The sequence below is a fragment of the Pseudomonas sp. N-137 genome (assembly GCF_034555295.1).
GTDB classification, from domain to species: Bacteria; Pseudomonadota; Gammaproteobacteria; order Pseudomonadales; family Pseudomonadaceae; genus Aquipseudomonas; species Aquipseudomonas rhizophila.
Map to the genome: position 1 here is coordinate 35,771 of NZ_JAXUDQ010000015.1, position 26,186 is coordinate 61,956.

Here is a 26,186-nt window from a genome sequence, read left to right on the forward strand (position 1 = left end):
AGCCTGCTCGCGATAGCGTCAGATCAGTTCACACCCATGTTGACTGAACCACCGCGATCGCGAGCAAGCCCGCTTCCACAAGGGATTTGTCTGGGGCGATACCCTACGCCAACACCGCCACCGCCTTGATCTGCGCCCACAGCAACTGCCCCGGATGAAGCTTCAGCTGATCGCGGGAGTAACGGGTGATGCGCGCCAACAGCGGCGTGCCAGCAGCCTCCAGCCGAATCAACACATGGGCGGCGTTGTCGGCGGCCAGTTCGCTGACCACGGTAACGGGCAAACGGTTGAGGATGCTGGTCTGGGCATCGTTCGCCAGGCTGAGGCTGACGTCACGGGCCTGGACCTTGAAGCGCAACGGCTGTCCGACGGCCAGAGGCGTGTGGGCGACACGCACGTTCAAGAGGCTGTCGGGCAGTGTCAGGGACAGCAGTTGATAGGCTGCGTCATAACCGCTGACCTTGCCCTGGACCACCACGCCCGCGTCATCGCCCAATGCCAGTGGCAGGTCGAGTCGCGCCAGTGTTTCGCCAATCGGCCCGCTGGCCAGCACGCGACCGGCCTCCAGCAACACGATGTGGTCGGCCAGGCGCGCCACTTCGTCCTGCGAGTGGCTGACGTACAGCACTGGGATGTCCAGCTCATCGTGCAGGCGTTGCAGGTAAGGCAGGATTTCGTTCTTGCGCCGAGTATCCAGGGCGGCCAGGGGCTCGTCCATCAGCAGCAGTCGCGGGCTGGTCAACAGGGCTCGGGCGATGCCGACCCGCTGGCGTTCACCGCCGGACAGGTTGTGTGGCTGTCGATCGAGCAAGTGACCAATGCCCAGCAGTTCGGTGGCCTGGTCCATGTCCACCCGTCGTTGCGCCGGTGCGATGCGCTTGAGGCCGAACGCCAGATTAGCCTGCACGGACAGATGCGCGAACAGGCTCGCCTCCTGGAACACGTACCCCAGCGCCCGTTGATGGGGCGGCACGAACACCCCGCGCTCGCTGTCCTGCCAGACTTCGCCGTTGACCTCGATGAAACCCCGGGTCGGCCGTTCCAGCCCGGCGATGCAGCGCAGGCAGGTGGTCTTGCCGGAACCGGACTGGCCGTACAGCGCGGTCACGCCACGGCCCGGCAGTTGCACATCCAGGTCCAGGGAGAAGTCTCCATGGTCGAGCTGAAAACGCGCTTGAATCATCGATCAGCTCCAGCCGGCCCGGGTTCGGCGGCTGGAATACAACGCCAGCAGCACAAGAAATGAAAACACCAGCATTGCCGCCGCCAGCCAATGAGCCTGGGCGTACTCCAGGGCTTCGACATGGTCGTAGATCTGCACCGACACCACGCGGGTCTTTTCGGGGATGTTGCCGCCGATCATCAGCACCACGCCGAATTCGCCGACGGTGTGGGCAAAGCCGAGGATTGCCGCAGTGATGAAACCGGGGCGGGCCAAGGGCAGGATGACACTGAAAAACGTATCCCAGGGACCGGCCCGCAAAGTGGCCGCCACTTCCAGGGGACGACTGCCGATAGCGGAGAATGCGTTCTGCAATGGCTGCACCACAAACGGCATGGAGTAGATCACCGAGCCGATCACCAGCCCGGTGAAACTGAAGGTGAGGGTGCCCAGCCCGACGGCCTGGGTGAATTGACCGATCCAGCCGTTGGGGCCCAGGGCGAGCAACAGGTAAAAGCCGATCACCGTGGGTGGCAGCACCAATGGCAGGGCCACCACCGCGCCCACCGGCCCGCGTAGCCAGGACTGGGTACGTGACAGCCACAGGGCGATGGGCGTGCCGATCAGCAGCAGGATCACTGTGGTCAGCGAGGCCAGTTTCAGGGTCAGCCAAATGGCGGCGTAGTCGGCACTGGTCAGTGGCATTTAGCGTTGATAACCGTAGGCTTGGATGATGGCGGTGGCTTTCGGGCCTCTGAGGTAATCCATGAACGCCGAGGCGGCGGCGTTGTTTCGCCCTTTGTTGAGGATCACCGCGTCCTGTTTGATCGGGTCATGCAGCTCGGCGGGGACGATCCATGCCGAACCGCTGGCCACCTTGCCGTCCTTGTACACCTGGGACAAGGCCACGAAGCCGAGTTCTGCGTTGCCGGTAGAAACGAACTGATAAGCCTGGGTGATGTTCTGGCCTTCGACGAGCTTGCCTTTGACTTGCCCGGACAACCCCAGTTTGTCCAGCACCTGGGTGGCGGCCAAACCGTAGGGCGCGGTTTTCGGGTTGGCGATGGACAGGTGCTGGAAGCCGTTGTCCTTGAGCACCTGGCCCTGGCTGTCGACATAACCGTCCTTGGCCGACCACAGCGCCAGCGTGCCGACCGCATAGGTGAAGCGCGAACCCTTGACGGTGTCGCCTTCGCTTTCGAGCCTGGCCGGGGTGGTGTCGTCGGCGGCGAGGAAGACTTCGAACGGGGCGCCGTTCTTGATCTGGGTGTAGAACTGCCCGGTCGCGCCATAGGCCGCCACCAGCTTGTGGCCAGTGTCTTTCTCGAAGCCGGCGGCGATGGCCTGGACCGGTGCGGTGAAATTGGACGCCACGGCCACCTGCACCTCATCGGCCTGGACGGCGCCAACGCAAAAGAGTGTAGTCAGCAGCAACGGCGCGAAGCGGGTGAGGTGCATAAAGGCTCCGAAAGGTCGGTTTCGCTATATACGGAAATATATAGCGAATGGCCGATAAACGGAACGCGGCATTTTGCGGACGTTGGTGTGAGAGGGCGGCCGCCATCGCGAGCAAGCCCGCTCCCACAGGTCCAGTGGTGTGCCCAGATGTTGTGTTCACCACCGATCCCCTGTGGGAGCGAGCCTGCTCGCGATGGCGTTCCAACAGACGATGACGACCGTCAGGACCGCCCACGGCCGTTCAGTTGGGCCAGGGCCTCCTGGGCCAGTTGTCGGGTCAGCTCCGCGGTCGACAGCTCCCGACCCATGGGGAACGCCTGGCCGGCCCACAGGTTGCTGAAGTCTTCTTCATCCTTGGCGCGCAACGGCAGCAACGCACCGCCAGCCAGGGGGAATGCCGGCGCTATCGGACTCATCGGCCCGATCTCGCGCATCACCCGGTTGACGATGCCCCGGGCCGGGCGGCCGGTGAACAGGTTGGTGACTGCGGTTTGGCTTTCCTTGGCCGTGCGCAGCGCCCGGTGATGGGCCGCGCTGATCTTCGCCTCGGGGGTGAACAGATAGGCGCTGCCCAGTTGCACCGCCGATGCGCCCAGAGCAAACGCTGCGACGATACCCCGCGCATCGCCAATACCGCCCGCAGCGATCACCGGCACGCTCACCGCATCCACCACCTGGGGCAGCAAGGCAAACAGGCCGACCTGGGTGTTGAGGTCGTCGCTGAGGAACATCCCGCGATGGCCGCCGGCTTCATAGCCCATGGCGATGATCGCGTCACAACCGTGCTGTTCCAGCCAGATGGCTTCCTCGACGGTGGTGGCCGACGACAGGACTTTAGCGCCGGTGGCTTTCACCCGATCCAGCAGGGACTTCTCCGGCAGGCCGAAGTGGAAGCTGACCACTGCAGGACGCATCTGCTCCAGCACCCGGCAGGCTGCATCATCGAACGGCGTGCGGTTGGACACCGGCGTCGGCGCGTCGAAGTCAGCGCCCAGTTCTTCGTAGTAGGGCTTGAGGTGCTGCTTCCAGGCCTCGGCGCGCGGCTCGTCGAGCACGGGTGGCTGGTGACAGAAAAAATTCACGTTGAACGGCTTGTCGGTCTGTTCGCTGATCGTCGTCAGCGCTTGGCGCAATTGCTCGACATCCAGCATCGCCGCCGGCATCGAACCCAGCCCGCCGACATTGCAGGCGGCGATCACCATGGCCGGCCCCGTCACTCCGGCCATCGGCCCCTGGATGATGGGTAGCTCGATGCCAAGCAGGTCAAGAATGCGAGTGTCTGGCCACTGGCTCATGTACAGGTCTCCGACGGCAGAGGAAAACAGCGTTTTTAGCAGGTGTGGCCCGGCCAGGGCCAGTCGAGTTTTTCAATCGGATGCGGCAACTTGATCCCGACGGCCAGCGGGTTACCATGCGCGCTTCATTTCTCAAGGAGCCTGACCCATGGACGTCAAACTCAAGGCAGTCGAACCCTTTACCGTGGCCGGCCTGCAGGTACACACGCGCAACGCTGACGAACAGCAGCCTGACATGGCACGGATCGGCCCGATGTGGCAGCAATTCTTCAGCGAAGGGTTGTTCGACAAGATCCCCGCCAGGCAGTCGGAATCGTTTGTCTACGGGGTCTATTCCAACTATGAGTCCGACGCCACCGGCTACTTTGATGTGACGGCCGGGGTGCAGGTGGATGCGACCAGCGCAGGCTACGCCGCCGTGGACATCGAAGGCGGGGATTACCTGATGTTTTCGGCCAAGGGGCCGATGCCCGATTGCGTGATCCAGACCTGGGGCCTGATCTGGGCATATTTCGCGGACAACCCGCAGACACTGCGCCGCTTCACCACCGATTTCGAGGTCTACAGCGGCCCCGACTCGGTGGCGATCTACATCGGCGTTCAGTCCGCGGACGAGCGCTCCAGCGCCAGCAACTGACGCTTGCGCTCCACGCCCCAGCGATAGCCTGACAGGTTGCCGTCGCTGCGCACCACCCGGTGGCAAGGGATCGCCACCGCCAGGCTGTTGGCCCCGCAGGCCTGGGCCACGGCGCGCACGGCTTTAGGCATGCCGATGCGCTGGGCGATCTCGGCATAGCTGGCGGTGCTGCCCGGCGGAATATCCCGCAGGGCCTGCCAGACCCGTTCCTGGAACGCCGTGCCTTGCAGGTCCAGCGGCAGGTCCAGGCCCAGGGCCGGTGCCTCGATAAAGCCCACCACCTGGGCGATCAATTGCTCGAATTCGCGGTCGGCACCGATCAGGTTGGCGCGGCGAAACTTGTCTTGCAGGTCCCGCACCAGCGCGTCCGGATCGTCCCCCAGCAGGATCGCGCACACACCGCGTTCGCTTTGTGCCACCAGAATCGCCCCGAGGGAACATTGGCCGACGGCGAAACGAATGTCGGTGTTCTGCCCGGCGGCGCGATAATCGGCGGGTTTCATGCCCAGCACCTTGTCGGCGGCTTCATAAAAGCGGCTGTTGGAATTGAAGCCGGCGTCGTACAGCGCTTGGGTGATCGATCCACCATCGCTCAGGCGTTCGCGCACCTTGCGCGAGCGGTGGGCGGCGGCATAACCCTTGGGTGTCAGGCCGGTGACGGCCTTGAACACCCGGTGGAAGTGGAAGGGACTCAAGCCTGCGCTTTGCGCCAGTTCATTGAGCCCAGGCAGTTCTTCGGCAGCCTCGATCTGCCGGCAGGCGGCCGCGACCCGGGCCGCTTGTTGGGCGGCGAGCTGGGTCTGGTCCCTGGCCACTCGCTTGCTGGGACGATACCCCGCCGCCTGGGCCTGTTCCGGCGTGTCGAAAAATTCCACGTTCCGCGGATTGGGCAGGCGCGACAGGCTGCTGGGATGGCAATAGATGCCGGTGGTTTTCACGCCATAGACGAATTGCCCGTCGGCGCGCGGATCCCGGGCGAGCACGGCGGCCCAGCGAGGATCCTGTTCAGCGGTGAGGGTGTTCGAAGTGCTGTTCATGGTCGTTATGTCCATTGGCCCGTTTTGGCTAAGGTAGCGAGCCTGTGAGATGGCAACACTCCGGGTCTTGCGGTTGAATTCTGCATGGTTACCCGGCGGTGCGGAACGTCAGGTTGATCCGCTGGGCGCCCAGCTTCGGATGCTGGCCTTGCTTGAGCGGCAGCACGCCGTGATAACGCAACCGGTCCACGCCGCCCCAGACCACGATATCGCCGTGGAACAGTGGAACGCGCAGACTTTTGTCGCTGCGCTCGAACCCGCCGAACTGGAAGACTGCCGGTAAGCCCAGGGACATGGAGACGATGGGGGCGCTGAGGCAGCGTTCGTTCTTGTCCTGATGCAGCGACATTCGCGCGCCGGGCACGTAACGGTTGATCAGGCAGGCGTCGGGCTCGAAGTGCTCGAAGTGGGCCTGCCGGGCGGCGGCCTGGGCCAGTTCGCGGAACACCGCTGGCATGTCGGGCCAGGGTTGGCCGGTCTGTGGGTCTTGGGCCGTGTAGCGATAGCCACTGCGGTCGGTGGTCCAGCCCAGCGCGCCGCAACTGCTCAAGGCCACTGACATGGTAAAACCGCCAGGCGTGACCATCTGCCGGAACGGCGCGGCCAGCAACACCGCTTCCAGGGCCGGCAGCAAACGTTCGAGCCAGGGCAGGGCGAAACCGCGCAACACAAACGCTTGCTCGCCGATCTGTTCGGTCAGGCCGGGTGTCGTCGGCGTCTCGTCGGCGAACAGGTCCAGCGTGATAGGGGTGTCGTCACTGCGCATCATGAAAAATGATTCCAAGTGTATGCCGGCTACCGCTGTGCACGCGGCTGACGCCATGGCGCATGTTCACCCGATAATAACCGCGAACGCCTTTGACCGGCCGTTGGTGCACGGCAAATAACAGAGCATCGCCCTGTTTCAGATCGATAACCTGCGCACGTGACTGCATGCGCGGGCGCTGTTCAGTGAGAACGAACTCGCCGCCGGTAAAGTCCTGGCCCGGTTCCGACAGCAGAATCGCCACCTGCAGCGGGAATACGTGCTCGCCGTACAGGTCCTGATGCAGGCAGTTGTAGTCCTGCGGGCCGTATTGCAGCAACAACGGCGTAGGACGCCGTTGCCCGGCGGTGTGACAGCGTTCAATGAAAGCCGGATGCTCGTAGGGGTAGCGCACCTCAAGGCCCATGCATTCGTTCCAGCGATTGGCCAGCGGTACCAACCGCGGATACAAGGATTGACGCAACTGCTGGACGAGGTCGGGCAGCGGATAGCGAAAATACTGATACTCCCCGCGCCCGTATCCGTGGCGGGCCATGATCACCTTCGAACGGAAAAGGTTGGGTTCGGCGTATAGGCCACTGAGCATCCTGCATTGCTCGGCCGTAAGCAGGTTACGGATGATTGCGCTGCCGTCCTGGTCGAGGTCTTGTTCCAGGGAGGGCCAGTCAAGGGTGTTGACGTGTTGGGCCAGCGAGGGCGCATGAAGGCTCGGGAGCATGATCGAAGACCTGGCAAATAGAGTGCGGTCAGTCTGGCAGGCGCTCAGGTCTGCGGCACTCCGGGGCTTGCGGTCAATGTCCCTTGACCGAGCTCAACCCAACCATTTGTCTCAAACGTCACGACACCTGTTAGATCTGACAGTAGCCAGTTCCCCCGCCCTGGAGTGTGATAACGACGTTCCCGAGAGGCTCGCGATTGTCACCCACCAGGAGAGCATGATGGATATCCAATCCAGCACATTGAACGAACTATTCAAGTTGTACCCCGTGATCATCATGGGTTGGGTCACCCCGGTGAGACCGGCCGGCATTGCTCAGGTGGGTATCCCCAAAAGCCTTTACGACGACCAGCCCAAGGGCCTTGAATGTCTGATTGATCCATGGGTATTGGCCCAGAGTCATTCCTGGACATTGGAAGCGGATGATCGGGCTGACTTGTATCTCAATGACGAGCCCGCTCCCGTGACAGGCGATACAGTCCGGCCGGGGGAGGAAAGCCTGCGCATGCGCTTGTATGTACCCCACAGGCGGTTGCGTCATGGCGTCAACCGGCTGTACTACAAAGTGACCCGCGCCAGCGGCGGCGACGAGGTCTCGGATGACTTGACCTTCCTGTATCACCTGCGTGCTCCGGGTGAACCTGCGCCGGAAGGCCTGGAACTGCTGATTCCAGCCGATGTAATCGACGAAGGGGTCAGCGCCGAGCGGGCGGCGCAAGGGGTGACGTTCGGTTTCGACTACAGCAACCGGCGGCCCTACGATCGTATTCAGTTTCTGCTGGGCGATGCGACCGATGAATGGGAGATAGCCGACGGCGCCCCGGTCCCGGAGGTGAGGACACTGTTCACCGACAAATTCCAGGAAGCGGGTGACAACCGCAGGGCACAGGTCGAGTTCAGGGTGCTCGACCAATTGGGCAACTCCAGTCAGTCGTCAGTTTATTTTCTGGATATTCACCTGAACCGTCTTGCTCCGCCAGAAATTACCTCAGTGAAAGACGGCAAAGAAGTTGAAATTCCGCATGGCGCAAGCACTGTGGAAACGGCCGTCATGCTCAGCGGCACCGCCAGTGGCGATAAAGGAGTGGATATTTTTGACGTTGTGGATTTCAAAGGCTCTGCCCACGTCAGCAGCAACGGTATCTGGAACTTCGCCGTCATCGGTCTGGCTCTCGGTGAGCACAGTTTCACCGCGAAAGCGCTCTACGGTAGCGGTCAGGTGTCGTCGGCAAGAGACCTGACCGTGGCGTTCCCTCTGAGTTTTGGGGACGCCTATGTCATGGCCACGCAGAACTACGTCATTGCGGACCATCGATTGCCCAACAATCCAATCCCCTCCAGCAACGCGAGTTACACGCGTGTCGCGGTAGGTGGGGTTCCTCCCCACAAATACTCGTCATCGAACCCACAAGTGGCTGTGGTGGACGCGGATACGGGGTATGTGCGTGCTGCGGGCAATGGCCAGGCGCAAATCACTGTCACCGACGGGGACGGCATCACTGCGTCCTATACCATTACCGTTTCGGGCGTGCAGGTAGTCTCACTCCTGGTCAGTGTCATGTGGGGGCAGGGTGGGGTACTTGAGGAAGCTGTCTATGATGCTTTCATTGGGAGCTACCGGCACGAAGGCGATTTACCCTCGATACTGGGTTGGCCGAATTCTTGGTATTGGGCGAGACGGGGGCATGAGAATCAGACCCATGGGATCGTGAGAGACTTAGCCGGGGGAAGTACTCTTCAACTTAAATCGTCTTATTTTCCTGCGGTGCAACATTTGAGATAAGGCAAGCATTCTTAGTGGCGAGGGCGCTTGCTTGCGCTGGTTGGCGCAGCCGGTCCAAGGGGCGGATGCAATCTTCCGGCAGGCGATGTACACCGGCTTGACGATTGCTGCGCCGCCAATCAGGGCAAGCCCCCTCGCCACAAAGAGCCTACGAAACCTTTACAACGGTTTACTGACCCTGACGTCGCTGATCACATCATCGGTCTGGCCATGGATTGCCTGCAGCGCTGCCATGGCTTCTTCCTTTGTGCCGGTTTCCAGTTGCGCGAATTCGAAGCGGCGTTCGCCGTTGAGCTTGTACTTGATGACGTATTTGGTTGTCTGGGCCACGGTTTTGCCTGTCTTGAAGGGCGATGCTCAGCTCAGTTTCGAGCTGGAACGCCGGATGATTTTGATTTTGTGGGTCAGGGTCGGCTTGCGCGTGACGCTGATGGCACGGCGGTTGACGGTGTCGATGGTGATGTTCCAGAAACCGGTGCTCGGTGCGGTGATCCTGGCCGGGAACGTGTCGAACGCGCCGCCGTGATAGGTGTGCCGGCCGCCGTTCTTGAAGCTGCGGAAGTTGGCGTCGTTCATCAAGCGGATGTTGCACATTTGAGAGCATTCGATGACGACGATATCGTCTTCGTTGAGGTGTTCGCGCTGGTGTATGAATTTCATGGGCGCCTCCAGAAGGGCTTTTTCTACCAAATCAAAACGATAGCAAGGTCAATGCTGCGCAGTTTATCAGCACCGGGTGCTAATATCCGGCCTGCGCCCCACGCTTTGTTCATTTATCGCAGGATGCGCAAAAAAAGACGCAGGATGCTGGAGAAAAGCAGCGTTTGCATTGTCGGAGGATCTTTATCGGAGGAATCATATGAAGCGCAGTGTGTGGGTGTTGGCATTGGCCATGAGTGGATGTGCATCGGTATCGGACATCAACCAGACGCCGCCCACCATGAATGTCATCTCCGGAAAGAAACCCCACGAATATGCCAAGTGCGTCGCTGACAAGCTGGCCAGCACCCGGGGTCCGCTGCAAATGGAACCTCACAAGAATGGCGTGCGCTTGATCGTCCCCGGCAAATTGTCGACGCTGCCGGCGGCGGTGTTCGATATTGACGAGCGCTCCAGTGGCAGCAGCATCAAGCTGCACGAAAGCCTGTCCAACGTGCCCGTGCGTCCGGGTGATGTGCAGGACGCGGCCAACGCCTGCATTTCCGGTTGAGCCAGGGCTCGGCCTGACGAGCAGGCCGGGCATCGGATAAACTGCTGCCCTCGACAAAAAATGCCGCCACGGTCGACGTTGGCGGCATTGTCATTTATGGAGTCAGTCGATGAAGCGCGAGCAGGTGCGTGAGCGCCATGCAGAAGGTCTTATCTGCGCCACCCATGTGATTCAGAACCCGGCGACCCCGGGGGAGTGGATCGTCTTTTTCAAGAAAAGCGCAGGACGCAGCTTTTTTCTGGTGGACGACCAGGACGAAGTTGAATCCTTCAGCCGCCTCGATGACCTGATCGAGATCATCCGCGGCCTGGGGATCAAGTTCGCCGAGATCCACATCTGAGAGTCAGACCACGGGTTTATTTACACACCACCAGGACGCTGCGGCTGGTGAAGTTGCCGACATCCACACCCAGGGTCTTGTCGCTTTCCTTGGCTTGCGGCGTGCCATCGGTACCGACGATGCGGTAGCCGGTGCCGGCACAGGAGGCGTCAGCCTTTTCATAACAGGTGGCCCAGGAGTTCGCTTCGCCGGAGCAATCGATGGTCAGGCCTTGTTCGCCGGTGTTCAGGTAGGTTTTTTCGGCTGTGGCACAGCCTGCCAGGGCCAGGACTGCAAACAGCGCCAGAAATTTTTTCATGGAATCGTCATCGAGAAGGAAGGGGCTGGCGCGAGGTTATAGCGAATGGCCATTTCGGTACAGATAAACAAAGCCCCGTTCCATGTCCAGGCGACATTTACTTGAGGCTTGTCTCGTTACTTTTTACGACGGGGGCTGCGCGCTGGAGCCGTTTCACGCTCTTTGGTTGCCGGGGCAGCGCGCTCGTCCTGAAACACGGCGGCCACTTCCACCGCCATCGCTTTGCTGGGCAAGGGGCCGGCGACCTGTTCACCGTGGTAGTTGATGATCCACCACTGACCGTCTTTGTCCTGGCTGACCGAATAACCGTTTGCGTTTTTTGTTGCCGACATCTAACTGCCTCATTGGCGGGATCAAGAGCGCCATGATACGTCAAATGCTCGCAAACAGCGCCCATGAGCGTACAGTGAGACCGCTTGGCCCTCGCAATGAAAGATGATTGAACTATCCGCCATTTTTTATTTCTCTATGATGGCATCGGTTGGCCAGCTTGGGCATTGTAAGGTGCCTGCGGCCTGATTAGACTGCGCCGAAACTCGTACACACCGCCTTTTCAAGGACTTATATGATCAAGAAATGCTTGTTCCCAGCAGCCGGTTACGGTACTCGCTTCCTGCCAGCGACTAAAGCCATGCCCAAAGAAATGCTGCCGGTGGTGAACAAGCCACTGATCCAGTACGGCGTCGAAGAAGCCCTTGCTGCGGGCTTGACGGAAATCTCCATCGTCACTGGCCGCGGCAAGCGCGCCCTGGAAGACCATTTCGACATCAGCTACGAGCTGGAAAACCAGATCAAGGGCACCGACAAAGAGAAGTACCTGGTCGGCATCCGCAAACTGCTGGACGAATGTTCGTTCTCCTACACCCGCCAGACCGAAATGAAAGGCCTGGGCCACGCGATCCTGACCGGTCGCCCACTGATTGGTGACGAACCTTTCGCCGTGGTCCTGGCGGACGACCTGTGCGTCAACCTCGAAGGCGACGGCGTGTTGACCCAGATGGTCAAGCTGTACAAGCAGTTCCGCTGCTCCATCGTGGCGATCCAGGAAGTCGATCCGCAGGAAACCAACAAGTACGGCGTAATCGCCGGCGAAATGATCCGCGACGACATCTACCGCGTCCACAGCATGGTTGAAAAACCAAAGCCTGAAGATGCACCGTCGAACCTGGCGATCATCGGTCGCTACATCCTGACCCCGGACATCTTCGACCTGATCGAACAGACCGAGCCAGGCAAGGGCGGTGAAATCCAGATCACCGACGCCCTGATGAAGCAGGCCCAGAACGGCTGCGTCATGGCCTACAAATTCAAAGGCAAGCGTTTCGACTGCGGTGGCGCCGAAGGCTACATCGACGCGACCAACTTCTGCTTCGAGAACTTCTACAAGACGGGTAAGGCGTACTGATCGCCTGCGCCGCACCTTGAAAAACGCCCCGACTGGTTCGGGGCGTTTTTTTGTCTGGATAATGCTCTCACTCCAACAAAATCCCTGTGGGAGCGGGCTTGCTCGCGATGGCGCCGGCACATCCAGCATCACCACAAGCTGACCCACCGCTATCGCGAGCAGGCTCGCTCCCACAGGTTTTGGCCCGACTGATCGGTGTTACCCATTTCGCCTGGCTTTTTCATTTCCCGCCCCCATAACCATCGCAACGCTGCCTCGCGTGAAAACAGCAGGTATGCTGATGGCCTGCCGAAGGAGAGAGAAAATGGCCTACGATTTTGACTTGTATGTGATTGGCGCCGGTTCCGGCGGTGTGCGGGCTGCGCGGTTCGCGGCCGGTTTCGGGGCCAAGGTGGCCGTGGCGGAGAGCCGCTACCTGGGCGGTACCTGCGTGAACGTGGGGTGTGTGCCGAAGAAACTGCTGGTCTACGGTGCGCATTATGCCGAGGACCTCGAGCAAGCGTCGGCCTATGGCTGGACGACGGGAGAAGCGAGTTTCGACTGGGCCACGCTGATCGCCAACAAGGATCGGGAAATCAATCGCCTCAACGGGATATACCGCAACCTGCTGGTCAACAGCGGCGTGGTGTTGCACGAGGGCCACGCCAGGCTCACCGGACCCCATGAGGTCGAGATCAACGGCCAGCGCTACACCGCCGAACACATCATGATCGCCACAGGTGGCTGGCCGGTGATACCGGACATTCCGGGCCGTGAGCACGCGATCAGCTCCAACGAGGCGTTTTTCCTCAAGGAACTGCCCAAGCGCGTCATCGTGGTGGGCGGTGGCTACATTGCCGTGGAGTTCGCCGGAATCTTCCATGGCATGGGCGCGCAGACCTCGTTGCTGTATCGCGGTGAGCTGTTCCTGCGCGGCTTTGATGGCGCGGTACGCAAGCATCTGGCCGAAGAGCTGAGCCGTCGCGGCCTGGATCTGCAATTCAACGCGGACATCAAAAGCATCGAAAAACTGGCCGATGGCAGCCTGGAGGTAGAGCTCAAGGATGGTCGCATACTGGCCACCGATTGCGTGTTCTACGCCACCGGCCGGCGGCCGATGCTCGACAATCTGGGCCTTGAACACACCGGTGTCACGCTGGACGAGAAGGGCTTCGTCAAGGTCAACGAAAAGTACGAGACCGCCGAGCCGTCGATCCTGGCCATTGGTGATGTGATCGGTCGGGTACAACTCACCCCCGTCGCCCTGGCTGAAGGCATGGCGGTGGCGCGGCGGCTGTTCAAGCCCGAGCAGTATCGTCTGGTGGATTACCGGATGATCCCCACGGCTGTGTTCAGCCTGCCGAATATCGGCACGGTCGGCCTGACTGAAGAGCAAGCCAGGGAGGAGGGGAAGGAAGTCCAGGTGTTCGAAAGCCGCTTCCGCCCGATGAAACTGACCCTCACCGACTGCCAGGAGCGCACGCTGATGAAGCTGGTAGTGGATGCCCAAACGGACAAAGTGCTGGGCTGCCACATGGTCGGGCCGGATGCCGGGGAAATCGTCCAGGGGCTTGCCATCGCGCTCAAGGCTGGCGCTACCAAGCGTGATTTCGACGAGACCATCGGCGTACACCCGACTGCCGCCGAGGAATTCGTCACGATGCGAACTCCCGTAGCGTCCTGATCCTTGGGCCCCACCTATGGCGAGCGAGCCCGCTCGCCATATTAGGTTTTCTTCTATCTATTAAGCGGCTGATAGCCAAAACCAATCATTCACATCAGGTTTGCCAATGAGCCTGCCGGGGGATGAGTGGTTAAGATTCACGTCATCAACTTTTCAACCCCTGACGGAGAGTCATCAATGCCTATCATCAACAGCCAAGTTAAACCGTTCAACGCTACCGCTTTCAAAAACGGCGAATTCGTCCAGGTTTCGGATGCCGATCTGAAAGGCAAGTGGTCCGTGGTGTTCTTCTACCCGGCCGACTTCACCTTCGTTTGCCCAACCGAGCTGGAAGACCTGGCCGACAACTACGCTGAATTCAAGAAGCTGGGTGTCGAAATCTACAGCGTCTCCACCGACACTCACTTTGCTCACGCTGCCTGGCACAACACCTCGCCAGCCATTGGCAAGATCCAGTACACCATGATCGGTGACCCAACCCACGTCATCTCCCGCAACTTCGACGTGCTGATCGAAGAAGTTGGCCTGGCTGACCGCGGTACTTTCGTGATCAACCCTGAAGGTCAGATCAAAATCGTTGAAATCAACGACGGCGGCGTAGGCCGTGACGCTTCCGAGCTGCTGCGCAAGGTCAAGGCTGCTCAGTACGTTGCTGCTCACCCGGGCGAAGTCTGCCCAGCCAAGTGGAAAGAAGGCGAGGCCACTCTGGCTCCGTCCCTGGACCTGGTCGGCAAGATCTAAGTCTGTGAGTCATCCGAGGGCGATCCGCTCTTAATCAAGCAAGCCGCTTCGCCCCAAAAAACGCCCGGGCGAGATTCGCTCGGGCGTTGTTTTTTCTGAAATTCAAAAAATGGAAATCGCCCGTATGTTGGACGCCAATCTTAAAGCTCAGTTGAAGTCATACCTGGAACGGGTCACCCAGCCGATCGAGATCGTCGCCTCCCTCGACGACGGTGCGAAATCCCAGGAAATGCTCGCGTTACTCAAAGACGTTGCCAGTCTGTGTGACCAGATTACCTTGCTCGACAACGGCACCGATGCGCGCAAGCCTTCGTTTTCGTTGAATCGCCCAGGAGCCGATATCAGCCTGCGTTTTGCCGGTATCCCCATGGGCCACGAATTCACTTCGCTGGTGTTGGCCTTGCTGCAAGTCGGCGGTCATCCTTCCAAGGCCAGTGTCGAAGTCATCGAACAGATTCGCTCCCTTGAAGGCGAGTTCAACTTCGAGACCTATTTCTCGCTGTCCTGCCAGAACTGCCCGGACGTGGTCCAGGCCCTGAACCTGATGGCGGTGCTGAACCCGAATATCCGCCACGTCGCCATCGACGGCGCGCTGTTCCAGGCCGAGGTCGACGAACGCCAGATCATGGCCGTGCCGAGTGTTTATCTCAATGGCGTGAACTTTGGCCAGGGCCGCATGGGCCTGGAAGAAATCCTCGCCAAGATCGACACCAGTGGTATCGAGCGCCAGGCTGAGAAGATCAGCGCCAAGCAGGCTTTTGATGTGCTGGTGGTGGGCGGTGGCCCAGCCGGCGCTTCGGCGGCTATCTATGCGGCCCGCAAGGGCATCCGCACCGGTGTCGCGGCTGAGCGCTTCGGCGGTCAGGTGCTCGACACCATGGCCATCGAGAACTTCATCTCGGTGCAGGAAACCGAAGGGCCGAAATTGGCCGTCGCCCTGGAAGAGCACGTCAAGCAGTACGACGTGGACATCATGAACCTGCAACGCGCCGATGCATTGGTACCAGGCAAGGATGGCGCGCTGCACGAAATCAAATTCGCCAGTGGTGCGAGCCTCAAGGCCAAGACCGTGATTCTGGCGACCGGTGCGCGCTGGCGTGAAATGAACGTGCCGGGCGAGCAGCAGTACCGCAACAAGGGCGTGGCGTACTGCCCGCACTGCGACGGCCCGCTGTTTAAAGGCAAACGCGTGGCAGTGATCGGCGGCGGTAACTCCGGCGTGGAAGCGGCCATTGACCTGGCCGGTATCGTAGCCCACGTCACTTTGTTGGAGTTCGACGTGCAATTGCGTGCCGACGCGGTATTGCAGCGCAAACTGCACAGCCTGCCGAACGTGACCGTGATCACCAACGCCCAGACCACCGAAGTGACGGGCGATGGCCAGAAGGTCAATGGCTTGCGTTACAAAGACCGCCCAAGCGGTGAAGTACGGGACGTGGCGCTGGAAGGGATCTTCGTGCAGATCGGTCTGTTGCCTAACACCGATTGGCTCAAAGGCACCGTCGAGCTGTCGCCACGCGGCGAGATCATTGTCGATGCCCGCGGTGAAACCTTGATCCCGGGTGTGTTCGCCGCCGGTGACGTGACGACTGTTCCGTACAAGCAGATCGTGATCGCCGTAGGCGAGGGGGCCAAGGCTTCGTTGAGCGCCTTTGACCATCTGATCCGTACCTCCGCGCCGGCATAAACAGATAGCCGATAGCGGGAAAAACAAAACCCCATGAGCCCAGTGCTCATGGGGTTTTTTTTTGGGATCACGCATTACCCTGTGGGAGCGAGCCTGCTCGCGATAGCAGACTGTCTGGTACATCAATGTTGAATGCGCTGCCGCTATCGCGAGCAGGCTCGCTCCCACAGGGGGCTGTGGGATTTTTATTGCCCACACACCCTACGGTGGCGCTTACAGCGGCGCAGGCTGGATGATTTCAACCCAGTAGCCATCCGGGTCCTTGATGAATGCCAGGCTTTTCATGCGACCGTCGTTCAGGCGCTTCTGGAAGTCGCAGCCCAGCGCTTCGAAGCGCTCGCAAGCGGCCACGATGTCCGGGACCGAGATGCAGATGTGGCCGAACCCGCGTGGGTCAGTGTTGCCGTTGTGGTAGGCGAACGCCGGGTCGCTTTCGGTGCCGTGGTTGTGGGTCAGCTCCAGGATGCCGGGGATGGATTTCATCCATTCGGTGCGCTGTGCAGCGTCGGCCGGAATCTGGCTCTTGTCCACCAAGGCGAGGAAGTACAGGCTGAATTCGGCTTCCGGGAAATCGCGTTTTTCCACCAGGGAAAAACCCAACACCCGGGTGTAGAAATCCAGGGACTTGGTGATGTCCTTGACCCGCAGCATGGTGTGGTTGAAGACGAATTTGGCCGTGGCGGTATCGGGTTGGGCGGTGACGCCAGGGAAAGTGTTGAGTTCGTGCAGGCTCATGGGCCCTCCGGAAAATAAGTGGGGCAAACGGCATCGCAACTTTGCTGCGACGGTCCTGGGCTTGCGCTAAACGGCTTCCTTGCAGGTGCACCCATGATACGCAAGGGGCGCGGCATCGCCAAACGCCTCTGGCTATTGCTTGCCTGGGCGGCGGGCTTCAGACTTTACGAATCGTCCTTGAGTGCAATGCAATGATTCGACCGTTCCTTTCGCTGTTTGTCCTGCTGCTGGCCGCGATGGCAAATGTCGCTGTCCAGGCCGCCGAACCGCAGGTCGCCTGGCCCCCAGGCTGGGTCATCGAACCATTGCCCTCTGATGCGGGCACCTCGTCGGCAGCGCCGGGAACGACCCGGCAACGGGCGACAAAGAGTGATTCAGCGGGCACGGCGGTGATGGTCATGGAACTGACCACGACACCCATCGAGCCGGGTCATCAAGTCAACTTGCAAGGCGTGTTACTGGAAATGCGCAAATCAATTCAAAAGGACTTTTATCAGAGCGGTTATCAAAGTGTCTGTAATAAGATTCATTCTTCGATGTTGGGCGACGTTGCCGCACTGGAGACCACTTGCACGATCACGCAAAACGGTCGGCACGTGTTATCTCAGACACTCGTCGCTGCACTAAAGGAGGGCAGGGCTAATGTGCTGTCCTATGCGGGGCAGGCTCAGGAGTTTGTAGAAAACCAGGATGAAATACAGTCGGTACGAAATAGCCTGAAACTATAAAGCCCTCGGTATTAGAACTACTTAATCCAGAAATCCTGCCCCCATAAAAAACCCTGAGCAGGCTCAGGGTTTTTTTCATTCGGCCAGCTTTCTCAGCTGCGCAACCAGGCGTCAACGGTTTTTGCACCGTACTGTTCTTTCCAGGCTTTCAGGCCTCGATGGTTGCCGCCTTTGGTTTCGATCAGTTCACCTGTGTGCGGGTTCTGGTACACCTTGACCACTCGCGCACGGCGGGTTTTGACAGGCTTGGTCGATGGCAGGCCCCCCTTGGCCGGGTTCGGGTCGAGAATCGCGATGACGTCGCGCAGGCTCTTGCCGTAGGTTTTCATCAGTCCCTGGAGCTTCTCTTCGAATTCGATTTCTTTCTTGAGCCCGGCATCATTCTTCAGCTTTTCCAGCTGCTTGAGCCGCTCTTGAAGGTCCTGTTCTGCTTTACGAAATTCAGCGAGTCTGGACAATATCGTTACTCCAATCAGAATATTTGGCTGATACCAACCGCAAACAAAGCTATAAGCCAAGTGCCTTGAAGCGACTCGGTGATAATGACGCTCCTGCTATTAGCCACAGGTAAAAAAATTGTAGTAGTGAAACCCACGGGTGTAAATCGTAACTTTTTCGTTATGTAACAAGGGATGCGAATTTTATCAGTCCGACTGTGGTTGTCCGTGGAGGGACGTAGCACCAGGGCTTTCAATGACGGACACCGCCGCAATGAAATCCGCGCCACTCATCGGGCGACCAAATAGATAACCCTGCAAAAAGTTCACCCCGTGAGCGGCCAGATAGTTGCTTTGTTCAACGGTTTCGACCCCCTCGGCAACGATACCCAAGTCCAGCTTGCCCGACAGTTCGATGATGCTGTCAAGGATGTGCCGTGACAGGGCATCGACGCCAATCATGGCAACAAAGCTCTGGTCGATTTTCAGGAAGTCCACGTTGAACTGGCGCAAGTAGCCCAGGCTGGAATGACCGGTGCCGAAGTCGTCGATTGCGATCTTCACCCCCAGTTCACGCAGGTGCTGGAACAGCTGGTGAGTGGTGGGTGTCGGTTCGATCAGCTCGCGCTCGGTCAGTTCCAGCACCAAGGTAATGACCCCTCGATCTGCCCGATCAACTCTTCGCTGGTCTGTCGGCTCTGTTGCTCCAGTGTCCGTTCCGCCTGCATGTACAGAATGCCCAGCCCTGACAGTATCGGCAGCACGCCGCAGAGCAGCGTGATCAGGTTGCGACGGGGCCGCTTGCGCAAACGAGTGGCGGTCAATGGCATCTGCATAACCTGTGAGGGCTTGAGGAACAGCTTCGATAGTGTATTCGGTTGCCGGTGATCAGACTGACTGCCTCGCCAGCTCGATAAATGCCAGGGTAGCGGGCGAGGCCTGTCGGCTGTCCAGTACCGCCAGGCCTATCTGACGCGGAACCTGTGGCGACAATGGCCGCGTGACGAACCGTGGGTTGTCGCCGCCCGGCAGTGAACCTTCGGACACCAGGGTCACGGCCTCGCCGCGGCTGACGACATCCAGGGTACTGAGCAGCTGCGAACAACGATAGCGCACGTTCGGTGTGAGCCGGGCTGCGTTGAACAGGCGCGAAACCAGTTCAGAAGAACCGGCCTCGGTAAGCACGAACGGGTCGTTGCACAGGTCCTTGAGACTCAGGCTGGCTTGGGCGGCGAGGGGATGGGCGGTGGGCAGCACGGCGACCATCTGGTCTTGCATCAGCGCGAACGTGTCGAAACGGTCTTCGGGCAGCACCACGAAACCGACGTCGATCCGCCGTTCATCCAGCCACTGGATGACTTGCCGGTCCGGCCCTTCGTCGATGTGCACTTCGATCCCCGGATGCAGAGCCCGGTAACGTCGCAGGATGGCGGGCAACAACTTCATCGACGAAGTCGGACCGAACGAGCCGATGCGCAGGGTGCCTCGGCGCATGCCCCGTGCATCGGCGGCTTCCTGGCGCAAGGTGTTGGCCAGCCCGAGCATGGCCCGGGCGCGCAGCAGCAACTGCCGGCCAATGTCGCTGGGCTCGATGAGGGTCTGATGACGTCTGAACAGCTCCACGCCCAACTCCTGCTCCAGGGATTTGATGGCGTGGGACACCGCTGACTGGCTGATGCCCAACCGCGTCGCCGCGGCGGTGAAACCGCGTAGCTCGGCGACCTGGGAGAAGATCTCAAGTTGGGTGAGGGTCATGAGTGAATGCTCATTTTACGATGATCAAGCATGAGGCGAACAATAGAGTATCTCAAGCGCACTTTCCTGTGGCGAGGGAGCTTGCTCCCGCTTGAGTGCGAAGCGCTCATAGAAAAGGGCCGCTTCGCAGCCCAACGGGAGCAAGCTCCCTCGCCACGGGTAGTCGTTTTATTTCAATGTGGTGAAACCATGAAAACCCTCGAACAATCCGTTCCAACCCCTTCGGACCTGCCGGTCTACCTGAAACTGGCCATGGTCACCATGATCTGGGGCGGCACCTTCGTTGCCGGCAGGATCCTTTCCGATGCCCTGACCCCGCTGCTCGCCGCCAGCCTGCGGTTTCTGTTGGCCAGTCTCGCGCTGTTGCTGTTTCTCGGTCTGGCCGGGATCCCGCTGGCCAGGCCCAGCCTGAAACAAGGGCTGCAATTGGCGGCGCTGGGGTTCTTCGGGATCTTTTTCTACAACCTGTGTTTTTTCTATGGCTTGCAATACATCAATGCGTCGCGGGCCTCGTTGATCGTGGCCTTGAATCCGGCGGTGATAGGGCTGGCGTCCTGGTGGCTGTTCAAGGAACGGCTGAGCCGGGCGAAAGTTGCGGGCATCGTGCTGTGTATCGGCGGGGCGGGGCTGGTGATCGTCAGTCGCGATCCGTCCTTGCTACAGAGTGCAGGGCAGGGCTGGCTGGGCGATCTGCTGATTTTTGGCTGCGTGCTGGGCTGGGGCGTCTATTCCTTGTTTTCCAAAAAACTGAATGAAAGCCTCGGGCCTTTGCAAACCGTGACCTGGTCGATTCTGCTGGGCACCTTGATGTTGTGGCTAGCCTGCGCGGCCGCAGGCGACGTTCGCGTCGAAGCATTGCGCGGGCTGGACATCCGGCAATGGCTGAGCCTGCTGTACTTGGGCGTGCTGGGGTCGGCGTTGGCCTATATTGCCTGGTACGACGGCATCCGTCGGATTGGCGCGACCCGTTCCGGCGTGTTCATCGCACTCAACCCGTTGACCGCTGTGCTGTTCGGGGCGCTGCTGTTGGACGAACGGCTCACCGTCTTGATGGGTGTAGGTGCGGGGCTGATCCTGACGGGGATTTTCCTGTGCAACAAACCCCTTGCGCGGTCGCCGCAAAAGACGATTTGATACCGAAGGCGGACAAACATGGTTACGCTGTGTAGAATCGAGTTACGCATATAAGAATAAACGTCTTCTGGCAGCAGAAGCCTCGCCCGCAAGAGCCTTGGGTCGACAATGAAGATATTCGGGTTTCAACTGATCTACGGCGATTTCCTCGCCCGCACCGTTCGCGGCATTTCCTGCGCGCCACCGCGTGCCCTCAGCATGGCCGGCAACTAACGCTCCGTTAATTGATAAGCATGATGAGGCGCCAACATGGCAGATCTATACGAAAACCCGATGGGCCTGATGGGCTTTGAATTCATCGAATTCGCATCCCCGACACCCAACACCCTGGAGCCGATCTTCGAGATCATGGGCTTCACCAAAGTGGCCAGCCACCGCTCCAAGGACGTGCATCTATATCGCCAGGGCGCGATCAACCTGATCCTCAACAACGAGCCCCACAGCGTGGCCTCGTACTTCGCCGCCGAACATGGGCCGTCGGTGTGCGGCATGGCATTCCGGGTCAAGGATTCGCAACAGGCCTACAAGCGCGCCCTGGAACTCGGCGCCCAGCCGATTCACATCGAAACCGGTCCGATGGAGCTGAACCTGCCGGCAATCAAAGGCATCGGCGGCGCGCCGCTGTACCTGATCGACCGTTTTGGTGAAGGCAGCTCCATCTACGACATCGACTTCGTGTTCCTCGAAGGCGTTGACCGCAACCCGGTGGGCGCGGGCCTGAAAATCATCGACCACCTGACCCACAACGTGTATCGCGGGCGCATGGCCTACTGGGCCGGCTTCTACGAGAAGCTGTTCAACTTCCGCGAGATCCGTTACTTCGACATCAAGGGCGAATACACCGGCCTAACCTCCAAGGCCATGACCGCCCCGGATGGCATGATCCGCATCCCGCTGAACGAGGAATCGTCCAAGGGCGCCGGGCAGATCGAAGAGTTTCTGATGCAGTTCAACGGTGAAGGCATCCAGCACGTGGCCTTCCTGACCGATGACCTGATCAAAACCTGGGACCAGCTTAAAAGCATCGGCATGCGCTTCATGACCGCGCCGCCGGACACCTACTACGAAATGCTCGAAGGTCGCCTGCCGAACCACGGCGAGCCGGTGGATGAACTGCAAGCGCGGGGCATTTTGCTGGACGGCGCTTCCGAACAGGGCGACAAGCGTCTGCTGTTGCAGATTTTCTCGGAAACCCTGATGGGGCCGGTGTTCTTCGAGTTCATCCAGCGCAAGGGCGACGATGGCTTCGGCGAAGGCAACTTCAAGGCGTTGTTCGAGTCCATCGAGCGTGACCAGGTGCGGCGTGGTGTGTTGGCTACTGAGTGACGGCTGAGGCAACAGACAACCCGTGCGGCGTAACTGCCGTACGGGTTTTTTATTGGCCAGCAGATCCCAATGTGGGAGCGAGCCTGCTCGCGATCGCGACCTTTCAGATACATCAATGTTGAATGTGCAGCCGATATCGCGAGCAGGCTCGCTCCCACAAGGTCCGTGTAAGTTTCAGGTCCGGCGTCGCTGGCGCATCAGATGCTTGAATCCTTCGAACACCAGCACTGCCACGGCCAGCCAGATGGGAATGTAGGTCAGCCATTCACTGGCCTGGATGCTTTCTCCCAGCAGCAGGGCAACGCCCAGCAGCAACACCGGTTCGACATAGCTCAACAGCCCGAACAGGCTGAACGGCAGCAACCGGCTGGCAACGATGTAGGCCACCAGCGCCGAAGCACTGATCACCCCGAGCAACGGGATCAGCAGCGACAGCCAAGGGTACTGGTCGAAAACAGCGAAACCCTGCTCCCCGCTTTGTACGAACCAGAGCGCCAGCGGCAGCATCAGGGTCATGTCCAGCCACAACCCGCCCAGGTTGTCAGTCCCCAGGCGTTTGCGCAGGATGAAGTAGATCGGATAACCCACCACCACCAACAGTGTTGCCCAGGAAAACCCACCCACCTGGTACAACTCGTTGACCACGCCGAGGGTGGCGAAGAACACGGCGATTTTCTGCAGGTAGGACAGGCGCTCGCCGTAGACGAGGCGCCCGGTCAGAACCATCGACAGCGGCAACAAAAAATACCCCAGCGACACGTCCAGGCTGTAGCCGTTGAGGGGTGCCCACATGAACAGCCACAGCTGCGCGCCCATCAACGCCGAAGACGCCATGGCACCGATCAACAGACGCGGCGCGGCGATCAGGCGCCGACCGAGCGCCGTTACCAGGTTCCACTCCTTTGCCACCAGCATGAACACCGTCATGCAGGGCATCGTCAGCAGCATGCGCCAACCGAAGATTTCCACGCCGGTCAGCGGCGAGAGCAGGGAGGTGTAGTAATACATGACGGCGAACAGCACAGAGGCCGAGACCGATAGAACGATGCCTTTGGACACGGTAATTCTCTTGAGGGCGGTCATCGACACCCGGACTTGTGACTGGAAAATTTATCTGTGGCGCATGGCCTGTGGGAGCAAGGCTTGCCCGCGATGAACGATAACGCGGTTCAGCTCTTGAACCGCAGCGCGGCCATCGCGGGCAATCCATGCTCCCACAGTGTTCGTCGGAGTCGACGAAGTTATGACGTACGCGCCACCCGCCCCGGTACGAAGTGGCCCACGTCATTGAAGCCTGGCGTCGAGGCATGCCCCGGGGTCACCAGCGAATCGATGAAGGCTTCATCTTCGGCCGTGATCGTCACCGACTGCGCCTTGGTGTAGCCATCCCATTGTTCCTCGGTGCGCGGTCCGACGATGGCCGAGGTGACGGCGCGGTTGTTCAGCACCCAGGCAATGGCGAACTCGACAATGCCCACGCCGCGTTCCTGGGTGTATTGCAGGATCTGTTGGGCGATGCGCAGGGACTCGACCCGCCATTCGGTTTCCAGGATGCGTTTGTCCTGGCGACCGGCGCGACTGTTGGCGTCCGGTGCCACGTCCGGTGCGTACTTGCCACTGAGCACCCCGCGGGCGAGGGGGCTGAAAGGCACCACGCCGAGGCCATAGTTCTGCGCGGCGGTGATCTGCTCGGTTTCGGCCTGGCGATTGACGATGTTGTACAGCGGTTGGCTGATTACCGGCCGGTCGATGCCCAGCCGATCGGCGATTCGAATCACCTCGGCGATGCGCCAGCCACGGTAGTTCGACAGGCCCCAGTAGCGGATCTTGCCCTGACGAATCAAGTCACCGATGGCCGACACCGTGACCTCAAGCGGGGTGTTGTGGTCTTCGCGGTGCAGGTAATAGATGTCCAGGTAATCGGTGCCCAGGCGCGTCAGGCTGGCCTCGATGCCATTGAAAATGTGCTTGCGACTCAGGCCGCTGCGGTTGGGGACACCATCTGGTGGGCCGAAGCCGACCTTGGTGGCCAGCACCCATTCATGACGGTGACTGGCAATCGCCTCGCCGACGATCTCTTCGGAACGACCGTTGGTGTAGACGTCTGCGGTGTCGATGAAATTGATGCCCTGGTCCCAGGCCTTGTCGATGATCCGCAGCGAATCCTCGGTGCTGGTCTGTTCGCCGAACATCATGGTGCCCAGAGTCAATGTCGAGACTTGCAACCCGGAATGGCCTAGCGTGCGGTAGCTCATGACAAGGTCCTTTTATCGATGGGAAAGGCCCAATCAAACCCCAGAACAACCGGGCGTGGCAAACGAAAAGATCGCAGGCCACGCTCGACCCCTTACACTCCGGACAACAACCCACGCACTCGATAGAGATTTGACAGGCAGACCGCTATCGCGAGCAGGCTCGCTCCCACACTGATCTGCCTGGGCCACAGGTTTCAGCTAGCCCGGATCCCTGTGGGAGCGAGCCTGCTCGCGATGAGGCCATCAGCCTCGACAACGAGGTTGATGGCAACCCGATTGCGTGAACTTGAACAATTGCGCTCAACTGCCGTGCCGTGCACTGGAACCGGAGAATAAGTATGAAAATAGTCATCGCCCCCGACTCGTTCAAGGACAGCCTGAGCGCCCAGGGCGTTGCCGATGCTGTCGCCCAAGGCCTGGCCCAGGTCTGGCCGGATGCACAATTGATCAAGTGCCCGATGGCCGACGGCGGGGAGGGCACGGTGGAGTCGGTGCTGGCGGCCTGCAACGGGCAGTGGCGGCGCAGTTGGGTGAAAGGTCCGCTGGGGGACAGCGTCGAAGCGCGTTGGGGCTGGTTGCCCGACAGCCACACCGCGATCATTGAAATGGCCGAGGCCAGCGGCTTGCAGCTGGTACCTCCTGGGCAACGTGATGCCTGTTCCAGCAGTACCTATGGCACCGGCGAGCTGATTCGCGCCGCCCTGGACGAAGGCGCCGGGCGCGTGATCCTGGCCATCGGCGGCAGCGCCACCAACGACGGCGGTGCCGGCGCGATGCAGGCCCTGGGCGTGGTGTTGCTGGATGAACACAACCGACCGCTTCCACCCGGCGGCCTGGCTTTGGCCGAACTGGCTCGCATCGATTTGAGCAAGATGGACCCGCGCTTGGCCCAGGTCAGTTTCGAGATTGCCGCCGATGTCGATAACCCGTTGTGCGGACCTCACGGCGCTTCAGCGATTTTCGGCCCGCAGAAAGGGGCATCCCCTGAGCAGGTACAGCAACTGGACCAGGCGCTGGGGCATTTCGCTGAACACTGTGCCCAGGCGTTGAACAAGGATGTACGCGACGAACCGGGCAGCGGCGCCGCCGGAGGGCTGGGGTTCGCCGCCAAGGCGTTTCTGGGCGCGCACTTTCGCAGCGGCGTGGACGTCGTCGCCCAGTTGACCGGGCTGGCCGAGGCGATCAACGGCGCTGACCTGGTGATCACCGGCGAAGGCCGTTTCGACGCCCAGACCTTGCGTGGCAAGACCCCCTTTGGCGTGGCGCGCATCGCCCGCCAGCATGGCGTACCCGTGGTGGTCATCGCCGGCACGCTGGGGGAGGGTTATCAGGCGCTGTATGAGCACGGCATCGAAGCAGCCTTTGCCCTGGTCAGCGGGCCGATGACCCTGCAGGAGGCCTGTGGCGACGCGCCACGCCTGCTGACTGAACGAGCCCGGGACATCGCCCGGCTTTGGCGAGTGGCCGCCCGATAGACCAGTGGGAGCAAGGCTTGCCCGCGATACAGGCGTTGCGGTCTCCCAGGAATCGAGTCGCCCGTATCGCGAGCAAGCTTTGCTCCCACGGCGTTGAATTTGAGATAGGGTTGAGGCTGGACTTCGCGCAAAACAGGAGTG

At 60.3% G+C, this 26,186-nt stretch carries 29 protein-coding genes and 1 pseudogene; 12 read left to right on the forward strand and 18 right to left on the reverse strand.

The features are described from left to right. Positions 1-103: 103 nt before the first annotated feature. From modC to T3A99_RS13965, 4 genes are all read right to left on the reverse strand, one after another. Entirely contained in the window at positions 104-1,183 is a 1,080-nt protein-coding gene (modC, locus tag T3A99_RS13950) for a molybdenum ABC transporter ATP-binding protein (protein WP_107322756.1), read from the reverse strand. A gap of 3 nt (positions 1,184-1,186) precedes the next feature. Beyond that, the gene (gene modB / locus T3A99_RS13955) at positions 1,187-1,867 is read right to left on the reverse strand and encodes a molybdate ABC transporter permease subunit (RefSeq protein ID WP_047227648.1); all 681 of its coding nucleotides are present in this window, start codon (positions 1,865-1,867) and stop codon (positions 1,187-1,189) included. Beyond that, positions 1,868-2,620 carry a molybdate ABC transporter substrate-binding protein gene (gene modA / locus T3A99_RS13960; protein WP_322834485.1) on the reverse strand — a complete coding sequence of 251 codons (753 nt, stop codon included), beginning with the start codon at positions 2,618-2,620 and terminating at the stop codon, positions 1,868-1,870. Between the two features lie 221 nt (positions 2,621-2,841). Continuing rightward, complete coding sequence (locus tag T3A99_RS13965) at positions 2,842-3,915, reverse strand: nitronate monooxygenase (protein WP_322834486.1); 1,074 nt, start codon at positions 3,913-3,915, stop codon at positions 2,842-2,844. Positions 3,916-4,063: 148 nt separating this feature from the next. Here T3A99_RS13965 and T3A99_RS13970 point away from each other — a divergent pair, with 148 nt between their 5' ends. Then, complete coding sequence (locus T3A99_RS13970) at positions 4,064-4,552, forward strand: GyrI-like domain-containing protein (protein ID WP_160892849.1); 489 nt, start codon at positions 4,064-4,066, stop codon at positions 4,550-4,552. Here T3A99_RS13970 and ada read toward each other — a convergent pair. The 3 genes from ada to T3A99_RS13985 all read right to left on the reverse strand — a co-directional run bounded on the left by ada (position 4,516) and on the right by T3A99_RS13985 (position 7,073). Continuing rightward, positions 4,516-5,589, reverse strand: a complete 1,074-nt coding sequence (gene ada / locus T3A99_RS13975; protein ID WP_047227644.1) for a bifunctional DNA-binding transcriptional regulator/O6-methylguanine-DNA methyltransferase Ada — start codon at positions 5,587-5,589, stop codon at positions 4,516-4,518. The two genes, T3A99_RS13970 and ada, sit on opposite strands and share 37 nt — an antisense overlap. 88 nt (positions 5,590-5,677) lie before the next feature. Further along, positions 5,678-6,358 carry a DNA oxidative demethylase AlkB gene (gene alkB, locus T3A99_RS13980; RefSeq protein WP_416221557.1) on the reverse strand — a complete coding sequence of 227 codons (681 nt, stop codon included), beginning with the start codon at positions 6,356-6,358 and terminating at the stop codon, positions 5,678-5,680. Further along, complete coding sequence (locus T3A99_RS13985) at positions 6,345-7,073, reverse strand: 2OG-Fe(II) oxygenase (RefSeq protein WP_322834487.1); 729 nt, start codon at positions 7,071-7,073, stop codon at positions 6,345-6,347. Before T3A99_RS13985 ends, alkB begins: the two co-directional genes overlap by 14 nt. 220 nt (positions 7,074-7,293) lie before the next feature. Here T3A99_RS13985 and T3A99_RS13990 point away from each other — a divergent pair, with 220 nt between their 5' ends. Beyond that, the gene (locus T3A99_RS13990; RefSeq protein ID WP_322834488.1) at positions 7,294-8,856 is read left to right on the forward strand and encodes an Ig-like domain-containing protein; all 1,563 of its coding nucleotides are present in this window, start codon (positions 7,294-7,296) and stop codon (positions 8,854-8,856) included. 159 nt (positions 8,857-9,015) lie between these two features. Here T3A99_RS13990 and T3A99_RS13995 read toward each other — a convergent pair whose 3' ends face one another. After that, positions 9,016-9,186, reverse strand: a complete 171-nt coding sequence (locus T3A99_RS13995) for a hypothetical protein (RefSeq protein ID WP_172833800.1) — start codon at positions 9,184-9,186, stop codon at positions 9,016-9,018. 27 nt (positions 9,187-9,213) lie between these two features. Further along, a complete protein-coding gene (locus tag T3A99_RS14000) occupies positions 9,214-9,516 on the reverse strand; it encodes a DUF1883 domain-containing protein (RefSeq protein WP_003182962.1) in 303 nt (100 codons plus the stop codon). Positions 9,517-9,715: 199 nt separating this feature from the next. On the opposite strand from T3A99_RS14000, the gene T3A99_RS14005 reads away from it, so the two are divergent. Together T3A99_RS14005 and T3A99_RS14010 are read left to right on the forward strand one after the other, a co-directional pair. Then, positions 9,716-10,066, forward strand: coding sequence for a hypothetical protein (locus T3A99_RS14005; protein WP_047227642.1), 351 nt, complete (start codon positions 9,716-9,718; stop codon positions 10,064-10,066). A gap of 109 nt (positions 10,067-10,175) precedes the next feature. Next, entirely contained in the window at positions 10,176-10,406 is a 231-nt protein-coding gene (locus T3A99_RS14010; protein WP_047227641.1) for a hypothetical protein, read from the forward strand. A 16-nt stretch (positions 10,407-10,422) separates the two neighbouring features. On the opposite strand, the gene T3A99_RS14015 is transcribed toward T3A99_RS14010, so the two are convergent. Next, a complete protein-coding gene (locus T3A99_RS14015; protein WP_047227640.1) occupies positions 10,423-10,704 on the reverse strand; it encodes a hypothetical protein in 282 nt (93 codons plus the stop codon). Between the two features lie 116 nt (positions 10,705-10,820). Then, positions 10,821-11,036 carry a hypothetical protein gene (locus tag T3A99_RS14020; protein WP_047227639.1) on the reverse strand — a complete coding sequence of 72 codons (216 nt, stop codon included), beginning with the start codon at positions 11,034-11,036 and terminating at the stop codon, positions 10,821-10,823. Positions 11,037-11,269: 233 nt separating this feature from the next. Here T3A99_RS14020 and galU point away from each other — a divergent pair, with 233 nt between their 5' ends. The 4 genes from galU to ahpF all read left to right on the forward strand — a co-directional run bounded on the left by galU (position 11,270) and on the right by ahpF (position 16,200). After that, positions 11,270-12,109, forward strand: coding sequence for a UTP--glucose-1-phosphate uridylyltransferase GalU (galU, locus tag T3A99_RS14025; protein ID WP_047227638.1), 840 nt, complete (start codon positions 11,270-11,272; stop codon positions 12,107-12,109). A 304-nt stretch (positions 12,110-12,413) separates the two neighbouring features. Beyond that, positions 12,414-13,772 carry a glutathione-disulfide reductase gene (gene gorA / locus T3A99_RS14030; RefSeq protein WP_274091195.1) on the forward strand — a complete coding sequence of 453 codons (1,359 nt, stop codon included), beginning with the start codon at positions 12,414-12,416 and terminating at the stop codon, positions 13,770-13,772. Positions 13,773-13,949: 177 nt separating this feature from the next. Beyond that, positions 13,950-14,513, forward strand: a complete 564-nt coding sequence (gene ahpC / locus T3A99_RS14035; protein WP_047227636.1) for an alkyl hydroperoxide reductase subunit C — start codon at positions 13,950-13,952, stop codon at positions 14,511-14,513. A 124-nt stretch (positions 14,514-14,637) separates the two neighbouring features. Further along, a complete protein-coding gene (ahpF, locus tag T3A99_RS14040; protein ID WP_322834489.1) occupies positions 14,638-16,200 on the forward strand; it encodes an alkyl hydroperoxide reductase subunit F in 1,563 nt (520 codons plus the stop codon). A gap of 213 nt (positions 16,201-16,413) precedes the next feature. Here the strand turns inward: ahpF and gloA are convergent, their stop codons facing one another. Then, on the reverse strand, positions 16,414-16,935 hold the full coding sequence (gloA, locus tag T3A99_RS14045; RefSeq protein ID WP_047227634.1) for a lactoylglutathione lyase: 522 nt from the start codon (positions 16,933-16,935) through the stop codon (positions 16,414-16,416). A 191-nt stretch (positions 16,936-17,126) separates the two neighbouring features. Here gloA and T3A99_RS14050 point away from each other — a divergent pair, with 191 nt between their 5' ends. After that, the gene (locus tag T3A99_RS14050) at positions 17,127-17,663 is read left to right on the forward strand and encodes a DUF4946 domain-containing protein (protein WP_047227633.1); all 537 of its coding nucleotides are present in this window, start codon (positions 17,127-17,129) and stop codon (positions 17,661-17,663) included. A gap of 92 nt (positions 17,664-17,755) precedes the next feature. Here the strand turns inward: T3A99_RS14050 and T3A99_RS14055 are convergent, their stop codons facing one another. The 4 genes and pseudogenes from T3A99_RS14055 to T3A99_RS14070 form a co-directional block, all read right to left on the reverse strand. Beyond that, entirely contained in the window at positions 17,756-18,121 is a 366-nt protein-coding gene (locus T3A99_RS14055) for a histone-like nucleoid-structuring protein, MvaT/MvaU family (RefSeq protein WP_047227632.1), read from the reverse strand. Between the two features lie 186 nt (positions 18,122-18,307). Next, positions 18,308-18,760: pseudogene (locus T3A99_RS14060) on the reverse strand (EAL domain-containing protein); the annotation flags it as partial. Beyond that, complete coding sequence (locus T3A99_RS14065) at positions 18,733-18,930, reverse strand: hypothetical protein (protein ID WP_160892843.1); 198 nt, start codon at positions 18,928-18,930, stop codon at positions 18,733-18,735. The pseudogene T3A99_RS14060 and the gene T3A99_RS14065, both read right to left, overlap by 28 nt. A 58-nt stretch (positions 18,931-18,988) precedes the next feature. Then, on the reverse strand, positions 18,989-19,855 hold the full coding sequence (locus tag T3A99_RS14070) for a LysR family transcriptional regulator (RefSeq protein ID WP_281459340.1): 867 nt from the start codon (positions 19,853-19,855) through the stop codon (positions 18,989-18,991). Between the two features lie 189 nt (positions 19,856-20,044). Between T3A99_RS14070 and T3A99_RS14075 the strand changes: the two genes are divergently transcribed. Then, a complete protein-coding gene (locus T3A99_RS14075; protein ID WP_322834490.1) occupies positions 20,045-20,989 on the forward strand; it encodes a DMT family transporter in 945 nt (314 codons plus the stop codon). A gap of 249 nt (positions 20,990-21,238) precedes the next feature. Continuing rightward, positions 21,239-22,315, forward strand: a complete 1,077-nt coding sequence (gene hppD, locus T3A99_RS14080) for a 4-hydroxyphenylpyruvate dioxygenase (protein ID WP_047227629.1) — start codon at positions 21,239-21,241, stop codon at positions 22,313-22,315. A gap of 174 nt (positions 22,316-22,489) precedes the next feature. On the opposite strand, the gene rarD is transcribed toward hppD, so the two are convergent. Then, complete coding sequence (rarD, locus tag T3A99_RS14085; protein WP_160892877.1) at positions 22,490-23,374, reverse strand: EamA family transporter RarD; 885 nt, start codon at positions 23,372-23,374, stop codon at positions 22,490-22,492. 182 nt (positions 23,375-23,556) lie between these two features. Then, a complete protein-coding gene (locus T3A99_RS14090; protein ID WP_322834491.1) occupies positions 23,557-24,570 on the reverse strand; it encodes an aldo/keto reductase in 1,014 nt (337 codons plus the stop codon). Between the two features lie 338 nt (positions 24,571-24,908). Here T3A99_RS14090 and T3A99_RS14095 point away from each other — a divergent pair, with 338 nt between their 5' ends. Beyond that, a complete protein-coding gene (locus T3A99_RS14095; RefSeq protein WP_322834492.1) occupies positions 24,909-26,045 on the forward strand; it encodes a glycerate kinase in 1,137 nt (378 codons plus the stop codon). The last annotated feature ends 141 nt before the right edge of the window (positions 26,046-26,186 follow it).